The 9435-nt window shown below is 67.1% G+C and carries 10 protein-coding genes; 4 read left to right on the top strand and 6 right to left on the bottom strand.

Annotated features, from left to right (window positions below; all coding sequences use genetic code 11):
- Positions 1–191 precede the first annotated feature (191 nt).
- On the bottom strand, positions 192–1019 hold the full coding sequence (locus ABT288_RS48100) for a class I SAM-dependent methyltransferase (RefSeq protein ID WP_351622918.1): 828 nt from the start codon (positions 1017–1019) through the stop codon (positions 192–194).
- Between the two features lie 232 nt (positions 1020–1251).
- Between ABT288_RS48100 and ABT288_RS48095 the strand changes: the two genes are divergently transcribed.
- Positions 1252–1401, top strand: coding sequence for a hypothetical protein (locus ABT288_RS48095; protein WP_351622915.1), 150 nt, complete (start codon positions 1252–1254; stop codon positions 1399–1401).
- Between the two features lie 458 nt (positions 1402–1859).
- On the opposite strand, the gene ABT288_RS48090 is transcribed toward ABT288_RS48095, so the two are convergent.
- Positions 1860–3029 carry an MFS transporter gene (locus tag ABT288_RS48090; RefSeq protein WP_351622913.1) on the bottom strand — a complete coding sequence of 390 codons (1170 nt, stop codon included), beginning with the start codon at positions 3027–3029 and terminating at the stop codon, positions 1860–1862.
- Positions 3030–3262: 233 nt separating this feature from the next.
- Between ABT288_RS48090 and ABT288_RS48085 the strand changes: the two genes are divergently transcribed.
- Positions 3263–4099, top strand: coding sequence for a helix-turn-helix domain-containing protein (locus ABT288_RS48085; protein ID WP_351622910.1), 837 nt, complete (start codon positions 3263–3265; stop codon positions 4097–4099).
- 74 nt (positions 4100–4173) lie between these two features.
- Here the strand turns inward: ABT288_RS48085 and ABT288_RS48080 are convergent, their stop codons facing one another.
- Together ABT288_RS48080 and ABT288_RS48075 are read right to left on the bottom strand one after the other, a co-directional pair.
- Positions 4174–4755 carry a zinc-binding dehydrogenase gene (locus ABT288_RS48080; protein WP_351622908.1) on the bottom strand — a complete coding sequence of 194 codons (582 nt, stop codon included), beginning with the start codon at positions 4753–4755 and terminating at the stop codon, positions 4174–4176.
- The gene (locus tag ABT288_RS48075; protein ID WP_351622905.1) at positions 4752–5201 is read right to left on the bottom strand and encodes an aspartate 1-decarboxylase; all 450 of its coding nucleotides are present in this window, start codon (positions 5199–5201) and stop codon (positions 4752–4754) included. Before ABT288_RS48075 ends, ABT288_RS48080 begins: the two co-directional genes overlap by 4 nt.
- Positions 5202–5311: 110 nt before the next feature.
- Here ABT288_RS48075 and ABT288_RS48070 point away from each other — a divergent pair, with 110 nt between their 5' ends.
- Positions 5312–5812 (top strand): integrase core domain-containing protein, encoded by a 501-nt coding sequence (locus tag ABT288_RS48070; protein WP_351622902.1) that lies wholly within the window; start codon positions 5312–5314, stop codon positions 5810–5812.
- A gap of 56 nt (positions 5813–5868) precedes the next feature.
- Here the strand turns inward: ABT288_RS48070 and ABT288_RS48065 are convergent, their stop codons facing one another.
- Positions 5869–6597: a hypothetical protein gene (locus ABT288_RS48065; protein WP_351622900.1), complete on the bottom strand. Its 729-nt coding sequence runs from the start codon at positions 6595–6597 to the stop codon at positions 5869–5871.
- A gap of 266 nt (positions 6598–6863) precedes the next feature.
- Positions 6864–7304 (bottom strand): hypothetical protein, encoded by a 441-nt coding sequence (locus ABT288_RS48060; protein ID WP_351622897.1) that lies wholly within the window; start codon positions 7302–7304, stop codon positions 6864–6866.
- Between the two features lie 1117 nt (positions 7305–8421).
- On the opposite strand from ABT288_RS48060, the gene ABT288_RS48055 reads away from it, so the two are divergent.
- Positions 8422–8886, top strand: a complete 465-nt coding sequence (locus ABT288_RS48055; protein ID WP_351622894.1) for a chymotrypsin family serine protease — start codon at positions 8422–8424, stop codon at positions 8884–8886.
- Positions 8887–9435: the final 549 nt, after the last annotated feature.

Genomic DNA, 9435 nt, shown 5'->3' with positions numbered 1-9435 from the left:
CACACGTACGGCATGAGCGCTTTCAGCCACACCCAGGCCCCTGGGTCTGCCGATCGTACGAAGGACCGGAATCAACCCGCCCACAAGGTAAGGAGGTGCTTTCACTGGGAACCCACAGTGTCTTCGGCAGGCAGGCATGAAAGTGGGGTGGGTCCGTTGCCGCTGAATCGGCAGGTCCTTCACCACTGGGCTCACTCGGCGCGCTGTCCGATACGGAGGACGCTGAGGTAACGGCGCGATGCTCGGTCGCCCATTCGCGTGCGGATACGCTCGGCGATTGCGTCGAGCAGGGGCTCACGGACGTCGCGGTCGAGCCTCCGGTACAGCGACAACGAGCGAAGGTGATCGGCAAAGCCGTCCCCGTTGAACCATTGAACGGTGGGGTACCAGCGCACGATCGTTGGGCCGAACAATCCGCCGGGATCGTCGACCAGGCCCCAGCCTTCGTCGGTCGTGCGCACGTCGTCCTCCAGGGGAGGATGACCCCATCCGGGGTTCCCGGGGCAGAACCGCTCATGGAGATCAGCGGTTTCGGCGTACACCTCTGGCTCTCCCGGTCGACGGACAACGACGTTGCCGAGCAGTGCCATCCAGCCTGCGGGATAGAGGACGTCGTGCGCTCGCTGCCAGCCGATCGACGGGTCGACCCAGTGCCACGACGACGCAGCCACGAGGACATCGAAGCGTCGACCGCGGTCGTCCCACTCCTCAAACATCGACGTCTCGACTTCGACGTTGCCGAAGGTGGCGATCCGCTGGCGAGCGAGTGCGGCCATTTCTTCGCCCGGCTCGATAGCGGTCACTGAGCATCCGAGCGCTGCCAGCGAGCGCGTTGCCTGGCCGGTACCGCAGCCCACCTCCAGCACCGACGACCTTTCGTCCATGCCGGTGACGGTGACAAGGTCCGCGAACAGTTCGTCGGGGTATCCCGGCCGGACCCGGTCGTAGAGTTCCGGCACCTCGTTGAACACCCGGCCGAGGTCACGTCGATTCAGGCGCGTCTTCGGATCATCTGTCACGAGCGCACAAGCTATGAGGCTCGTCGATGGGGACGCCACTGGTTTAACGGCAGCTCCTCGACAGCGGCCGTGCCGGTCTTTTCTGTCTGCTCCGCCAGCATCGTTCGGTCGGGGATCCCCTGACGGGCAGCCGTCAAGGGAGCCCGATCTCCCTTCCGACCGCATCTCGGCGGACTCCCGTCTGGTCGTCGAGCAGGTTCTGGGCGATGGTCGCGTAGCGCCTCGCGGTGGTGTGGGACAGGTTGAAGACCAGGGCGAGGTGCAACGGGTCGGCGCCGACGGTCAGTGCTTCGTGCAGTACCCGGTCGCCGCGGATGCGTTCGAGGTAGACGCCCTGGTGCAGCAGGTGCCGCTTGAGGTATTCGGCACTGACAGGCCGTGAAGATCTTGCTGAGCCTTCTAGTGCGTAAAACGGGGCAGGGTCTGGTCAGTCCCGCGCCTGACTCTGCCCCCCATACACCCTCGACGCGCCTGTGGGCGCTGATTGCCAACCGGTTTCCGTCGTCTGGTGGGGAGATCGGCGCCCACAGGGCCATGCGGGCCGTTTCTATGTTGCTTTGAGTTTGCCACCTGTCGGGCGCGGTCTTCGAGGTCTCGGGCAGCGACGATTTTGCGCTGGGCGGGCAGCGTCTTGAGGAGGGTCGTCAGGTGTTGGTCGCCTCGGGCGGATGACAAGTCCAGGCCCTTGCCGTTCCATCGGTGGCCGGGCGTTGTTCGAGCGGTGCAGTGCGGCGATGGATGCGGCGCGGTCGCCGAGGTGCCATTCGACGTGGCCTCGGTGGAACTCGAGGGCGGCTCGGCCGTAGCCGCCTACGGCGTCACGCCGGTCGCGATGTCAGCTCACCGGTAGCGGGCCCGGCCGGCCGCCGCGGCCGCGGTCAAGGGCACGGTCAGGAGTGCCGCCAGCCAGAACAGGGGCCGGTAGGCGTGCGCCTGAGCGGTGGAGGCGGCCAGCCAGCTGGCCAGGGCGCTACCCACGTAGAGTGCCACGCCGAACATGGCCACGCCCGTCGCGCGGGCCGCCGGGGACAGGGCCGTTGCCCACGACTGGATCGTGGAGTGCATGAAGGACCAGCCACCACCGAGGAGCAGCGCGACCACGACGAGCGCTCCGCTGGACTGGCTGTACCCGGCGAGCAGGTAGGCCACGGCGATCTGGACGCCGCCGGTCACGATCAGGCGTACCGCGGACCACTGCCCGACGAGCCGCTTGACCACCTGGGCCGCGGTCATGGAGCCGACCCCGTACAGGGCGGCGACCGCGCCGGCCAGGGTGGTGGGAACTCCGTGCGTTTCCAGGGCCGGGGCCAGGTAGGTCAGGAAGCCGAGCAGCACCGCTCCTTCCAGCAGCGCCACCGCCATGACGTACCACTGCCACGGCGAGGACAGGACCACACGGAAGGGGGCCAGCAGTGACCCGGAGGGTGCCCGCTCGGGCTCGGGCAGGTGGCGCAGGGCCACCGCCAGGTAGCAGGCGAGGACGCCGGGCAGGGCGAACACCAGTCGCCAGCTGAGGTAGTGCGCCAATGCCCCGGCGACGACCGTGGCCACGGCGGTGCCCAGCGCGAAGGCGGTCATCAGCTCGCTGAGGGGCCGCTGCCGTATCGCGACGGGCACCGTGTCGCCCACGTACGTCAGGGAGGTCGCGATGGAGGCGGCGAAGAACGCGCCGGCCAGGGCGCGGGCCCCGATCAGCACGGGGGCGTCGGGAGCGAGGGCCGAGGCCAGGGCGGCCAGCGCAGCGCCGGTCAGCGACACCCGCATCACCCACACTCGGCCCCATCGGTCGCTGGCCACCCCCCACACCGGCTGCATCAGCCCGTACGTGAGGTAGTAGCCGCTCGCGGCCAGGACCACGGTGGGCAGCGGGGCCCCGAGTTGCGGTCCGATGAGAACCAGCATGGGCGCGATGCAGAAGCGGTCGAGGTTGCTGACGAAGCCGGCGGTGCGCAGCAGTCGCAAGGAGGACGTGGGCAAAGTCGCCACCGGAGCCGACGCGGTGGTGGTCACGAGGGGACGCTCCCTTCCGAGGGGGTTCGACGAGAACGGGTGACAGAGGGGGACCGACCCGGAGGGATGCGGTCCGGCACCAGTTCAGCACCGGGCCCCTCGGGACGGAGGTCGCTGGCTATTACCATCACTCACACCCTGCCGGTCCGGCCGCGCGCCCGGTGACGGCAGCATCAGAGGAAGGCGCCCGCATTCGAGCAGGCGCCCGCTGTCCGCAGGAGAGGCATGATGCAGTGAGCGCCGCACGCACATCCCCCGGCGCGTTCTGCCACCGTGAACTGGGGGCCTTCCTGCGCTCCCGCCGCGAACGGCTGGCGCCGGGAGAAGCGGGGTTGCCGGACGGCCCGGGCCGCCGGACGCCGGGGCTGCGCCGGGCCGAAGTGGCGGAACTCGCCGGCATCAGCGTGTCGTGGTACACGTGGCTGGAGCAGGGACGGGTGCGTACCTCGGAGCAGGTGCTGCGCGCGGTGGCGCGGGTACTGCGCCTGGATGCCGCGGAGACCGCGCACGTACTGTCGTTCGTGGAGGAGAACAGACAGCCCGCCGACGCTCCCAACTGGGTGTCCCGGAACCTGCTCAGCCTGGTGCAGGCCATGACACCGAACCCGGCCGTGGTGCTCGATCCGCACTGGGACCTGCTGGCCTGGAACGCCGGGTACGCTGCGCTGCTGACCGATCCGGCGCGGCTGCACCCCAAGCAGCGCAATCTTCTCTGGCTGGTGTTCCGCTGGCCGCTGGCCCGGACCCTGCTCGCCGAGTGGGAGGACGAGGCCCGTGCGCTGCTCGGCCAGTTCCGGTCCCGGGCCGCTCGCCGTCCGCACGATCCGCGGTTCGCCGAACTCGTCGAGGAGTTGCTGGCCGACGCCGACGCGGCCCGCTGGTACGAGCGCCGGGAGACGGCCGGGTTCCAGCCCTCGGTACGCCGCTTTCGGCATCCGGCCGTGGGCGAACTGCGCCTGCGCTACGTGAAGCTGGCCGCGGTGGACGAGCCCGGTCATCACTTCCTGGCCTACCTGCCCGATGACCGGGTCTCCGAAGACGCCCTGCGACGACTGCGCGGAAGCGAGTGAACCCCGGGGTCCTGGCCGCCTTCGGGACGCGGGACCGCGGGACTCACCTCGGCGACTCGCGCCGCGCGGCCGGATCAGCCGGACAACACGGCCTTCAGGACGGCACCCGCCGCGACGTCGGCCAGGGCATCGGCGTGGTGCTCCAGCGGGTAGACCGTCACCATGCCCTCCAGGTCGAAGCGCGCGGCGAGGGCGGGCAGCAGCCTCACGTATTCGACGAGGTGATCGCCGGTGAAGGCCCACGAACCGACCACGTCGAGCTGCCGGTACACGATCTGGTGCGGGTTGAGCTCGGTGTCGCCCGCGTCGGTGTACTGGCCTATGACCAGGTAGGAGCCGCCCCTGCCGGCCAGGATCAGGCCCTGGGCCACGGCGCCCGGGACCCCGGCGCACTCGATGACCAGGTCGGCGCCGTCCGGGCCGGCGGCGGCCCGTGCCTCGCGCAGCACAGCCTCGGCATCCGCGGCGTCCACGATGTTCAGGTGCACGTCACCGATGCCGGCGGCGGCCGCCGCGGCCAGTCGCCGCTCGGACCGCCCACGATGATGACGCGTGCCGCCCCGGCGAGTTGGGCGAAGGCCGCCGCGGCCAGCCCGACCGGGCCGCTGCCCTGGACGATGACCGGCGAGCGGCCTCGCCGATACCGTCGCCGTCACACCCTGATCCCGTTGGCCGGTACGTCTCCGCGCAGCAGCCCGAATCCGGCGGGTACGTCGGCGGGGTCGTCGCCGCGCTGCACGATGCGGTTGTCGGCGTCGACGAAGACGACGCTCGGGACGAACGCACGTGTCTGGGCGTCGGCCATGTCCGCGTAGGAGATGATGATCACCGGGTGCCCGGGGCTGATCAGCCGGGCGGCGGCGCCGTTGATGCCGATGACACCCGAACCGGCGGGGCCCTCGATGACGTACGTGGACAGCCGCTTGCCGTGGCCGACCTGGAGGAACTCGCGGAGCTGGTCGGCGGGGCCGGGCAGCGTGATCTTCGCAGCGGCCTGTACCTCCGGCCCCCCTTCGTTGACGAGCTGCCTCGGCCGGTAGCGATGCCTGGGCCGGCCCGCACGTGGGAGTTTTTCGTGCGTGTTTGAGCGTGCGGTGCGCATGGTCGCGGAGATCCGTCCGAACTATCCGACCGAGTGAGCCGCGATGAAGGCAGTGGCGGCGAAGCTGGGGATCGGTGCGGCGGAGATGGTGCGGACGTGGGTTCACCTACGTGGCCACCTGGTCGGGGATCGTCTACGTCGCGTTCGTCGTGGACGTCTTCCCCCGGGTGATCGTCGGCTGGTCCGCCGCCACCAGCAAGCGATCCAAGCTTGTTCTCGGCGCCCTCGATATGGCCTTGTGGCGACGCGACCGCGCCGGAACTCCTGCTGGACCGGGGCTGGTTCATCATTCGGATGCGGGCAGTGAGTACATGTCTTTCGCGTTCACGGCGCACCTCCTCGAGGCCGGCATCGACGCCTCGGTCGGCACCGTCGGTGATGCCTTGGACAACGCGCTCATGGAGTCCCGGATCGGCCTCTACAAAACGGAGCTGATCAAGCCCCGTCGGCCCTGGCACGGCCTCGACGTCGAACTCGGCACCGCGGAATGGGTCGACTGGTTCAACAACCACCGGCTCCACAGCGCGATCGGAGACACGCCGCCCCACGAATACGAAACCAACCACTACGCGCAACGCCATCCCCAACCGGCGGCTGGAGTCAACGCATAGAGCCTCCACCGATCCCGGAGCGGTTCACTGACAAGAACCCGCAGCTCATCAGCGGTTCAGTCTCGGGTTTCAGGGGTGAGTTGTTTGGTGATCCTCAGGAGTTCGGCTTCGTGGAGGTTCCGATCCGTGGTGTTAACGATGAATGTGTAGGTCCCGTTCGTCCGTGTCACGGTGTTATTGGAGTCCGGGGAGAGCCCACCGACCCACCCTTGGACAGACTCTGGAATGCCTGCTGTGCTCACTGTGAGTTTTCCGGCGATTTGCGTGATGCTCAGAGACGCCTTGTCCGAGGCGCGGTGGTAGAAACGGGTCCAGGCGGGGCCGGAGCTCTGGGTCCGGATGAATGGTGGCAGCAGGTCATGCTGGCTGGAGTCGCTCCACTGCACGTGAGTGGCCGGTGAATAGCCTGGCGGGAGATATCGTGGGTTGGCCAGCCGCTTCTGGTCGAAGGGGGCAATGGTCCAGCCGCTCCCGGCGTACACCAGCCGTCGTGTCCCTAGCGGTGACTGCAGCGTTGTGGTGATCTGCTCGTCGATCCTGGTGCACTGAGGACGGAGATCGACATCGCTTTCCTGCAGTTCCAAGGTGACGGAATCGCGGGATTCGCTCGCCACCAGGCGGGGCGGGTCCTGCTGGCATGGGGCCCGGCTGTTCAGGGTGGTGATGGTGCGGCCGTCACCGCTCACCAGTACCTCACCCAAGGCCCCCTCCCCATGCCTGCGGTCCTTCATGATCGATGCAGTGACGGCAATGGCGAGAGCAGCCCCTACAACAACGGCCAACATGATGAGTAGGGTTCGGTGACGCCTTTTCGGGTTCACGGTCGTGCTCCAAGGTGTGCGAGCCAGCTCCCTGGCTTCATTCGATGGGTCGTGTAGCCATCGGGGCGACACCCTCATCTTGTACTCTCCGCCCCATCGCTTTGGGGCCATCGCTGGGCCGTCCTGGGCGTACCTCGACAGACAGAGAACGACGGCCCGGCGGTCCCTTCTGCCCGACCTGATGCCCTGTCCGAGTCTGGCGGCAGAGTCCTGCTGGCACAGGGCTACCATCACCCAGCCGGGGGTTCTACGGCGACGACCTTAATAAGGTCACCGAATTTTGCGCCTAGCTCACGCTTGGCCCGCTCCAGGTCGCCGTTAACACCGACCTCCACGACCCCACGGGTGAATGCGAGCTCATCCCCTCCGCTGCTGACTCTGATGATGCGGTAACCGGTGGTGTTTCCTATAAGTGGCACAAGGCGGTCGTGCGTGGCCCGCATCTCTTTCCTGGACCGCGGTGCGTTATGGAGATCGACGTGTACACCGAGCCCGAGCCCGGACAGGGCAGCATCGAAGCGCGAGTCCGTTCTGCGGTAGACGATGAGGCCGTCGCCGGCAGTGTCCACCTCCACCCCCGTATAGGTATCCGGGAACGAACTCCCCAGTTGTTCGATCGAGTCCGCGGCTCGGTGGAGTGCTGCCTCGTTAGCCGGCCCGGATTTATCCATGGACGGGTGGGCGACGGGGCTCGAGCCAGTAGACGGGGTGCCGGTCCGCGGAAGTTCGGACGGTGCGGCGGACATCATGCCTGCGGGGGCGCCGACGGACTGCCGACTATGCTGCCCGCAGGCAGCCGTGAGCAGGACAGCCGTCGCGGCCAGACTTATTCCGATCGCGCGCACGGACGCATGGGTGTGTGGCATGGGCGGGCCCTTACTTCAACAGGTCAGGGAATACCTGATTGACGCCGGGAGTTGTGGGATGTCACCGCGCTTCCGGAGGCACCCGGATCGATGGCGACGCGAAGATTTCGGCGATCGTACCCTTCGGCCCACCTGCTGGTCGCACGCTCCTCATCCGTCAAGGTGACCCAAAAGCCCCAGCTCGGCGCCGACACGGTCGAGCAGAGCAGCGGTGACGACAGACCCCCGCGACGATCCAGACTTTCGCGCGACGTGGCAGGCACGCCACGTGCCCGACGAGATACAAGTCCTCTTCCCAGTGCCGGTTCGTCGCCACGGTGCCAGACGACACAGAACCAGCGCAACAGACCTCACCTGTCGCTTTTCTGGTAGCCCCGACGAGGGGGACGTGCCACACCCTGCCACATTGCGGGGCCGGGGACCGTGGGAACACATGCGACAGCGTTGGGGGCAAGGACGGAAGCGCGGCCACAGCCAACGAGGGTGAAGCCAACGCCGGCGGACACGCCTCGGCCTGTCCGTGACTGGCTGGGCCGCCTCTGCACCGTGCGAGGCGAGCCGAGGCTAACCAACGTTGACAGGCGACGATGCGGGCTAAACCGGCCTTGGATCGCGGCTTCGCACCAAATGATTTCGCAATAGGTAAGGTGCTCATTTCCGGCATGCATTTTCGAGGCTCACGATTTCCTGACCTTCGAGCTCTGTGGGTGCCTGGTAGCGTGCGCCAAGATCGATTGCGAATCGCGTAATCGAGCTTGGCGAACCGTAACTTCCGTTGGGGACAGCATGAGTGGTGGAACCACCAGACGCCGGGTGCGAGGGATACTTGCCGTCTCACTCCTGGCAGTAATCCCGCTCGTGGCCGAACATGGGGGATCAGTCGGACATCTACGATGTTTCTGGCCTCACTCCAGGAAGTGGCTTGTCCGGTGCCCACGTCTATGACGGCGCCTGGGACGACACGACCGGTTGCTCGAAGCCCGTCTCGGGATGGGAGCACAACTATGTAAATGAGCAAGTATGCACATCCGGCGCCAACGGAGGTGTGCACTGCGGCGTCTACATCTCGCAGACTCACATAGGCGTCACGGGCAATAATGGCATCTATCGGCCGGATGTCGATTTGGCGTATTCGGGAAGCGCCAACGGCATCGCCGCGGTCAACGGGGACAGCGGCGGTCCAGTGTTCAGCGGCATCTCAAGTGGCTGGAAAACCGACGCAGCTCGGGGCACGATCACGGCTCTCGACACCACAACGAACTGCAATGGCCAGAGCACTGCGGACTCCTGGCAGCGGACCGCGTGGTGCTTTCACGGGGTGTATTACGTGCCCATTTCCGTGACCCTGGCCGTCATGAACTGGACGATCAACACCAGCGCCAGCTGATCCACAAGGCTTCACGGCCCGTCACCGAGATTCGTCACTCGGTGGCGAGCCACCTGTGTCGCCCAGCCTTTCCGACAGGGAAGGGCGCCTTCAAGGACGAGTTGATCTTGTCGCTGTGCTGGTCACGGGTGCGTGACGACGACTGGTGGGTGCGGCACGCGCCCACCGGAGCTCCCGTTGAGGGACCGATGACCTTCCCGCAGACACCGTCCACAACGGACCTCCGAAGCCGTCAATCCGCCGATATCTGTCTTGCCAAGTCGCCCGATCCTCCGGCCCGGTGCCCGCATCACCACGGTTTCCGGCGTTCGGCTGGCACCCAACGGTGCGACCGTCCGGCGCCTGAACATCCACACACGGCAACGCGTCGACCAGCTCGAACAGTTCGTCCCCGCGCGCGGTCAGACGGTCGAATAAATCCTCCCGGAAGCGTGACGCTTTCGCGAACGCTTCCGGAGCCTCCCCCTGAGTGGTGGACACGCTGATACTGGATCTGCTTGATCCGGAGGAAGCGAGAAGACCGCCGATGGCGATGAAGGACTACTCGGA

This window comes from Streptomyces sp. NPDC001093 (assembly GCF_040298985.1).
In the GTDB taxonomy this organism is placed as follows: Bacteria; Actinomycetota; Actinomycetes; order Streptomycetales; family Streptomycetaceae; genus Streptomyces.
Note: the sequence above shows the minus strand (reverse complement) of the source record. Positions and strands in the feature narration are given on the sequence as shown.

What these genes read in the sequence shown, in the direction of transcription:
- ABT288_RS48065 (WP_351622900.1), bottom strand. Translation starts at nt 6,597, where the DNA reads ATGTTGGCCGTTGTTGTAGGGGCTGCTCTCGCCATTGCCGTCACTGCA.
- ABT288_RS48075 (WP_351622905.1), bottom strand. Translation starts at nt 5,201, where the DNA reads ATGCGCACCGCACGCTCAAACACGCACGAAAAACTCCCACGTGCGGGC.
- ABT288_RS48060 (WP_351622897.1), bottom strand. Translation starts at nt 7,304, where the DNA reads ATGGATAAATCCGGGCCGGCTAACGAGGCAGCACTCCACCGAGCCGCG.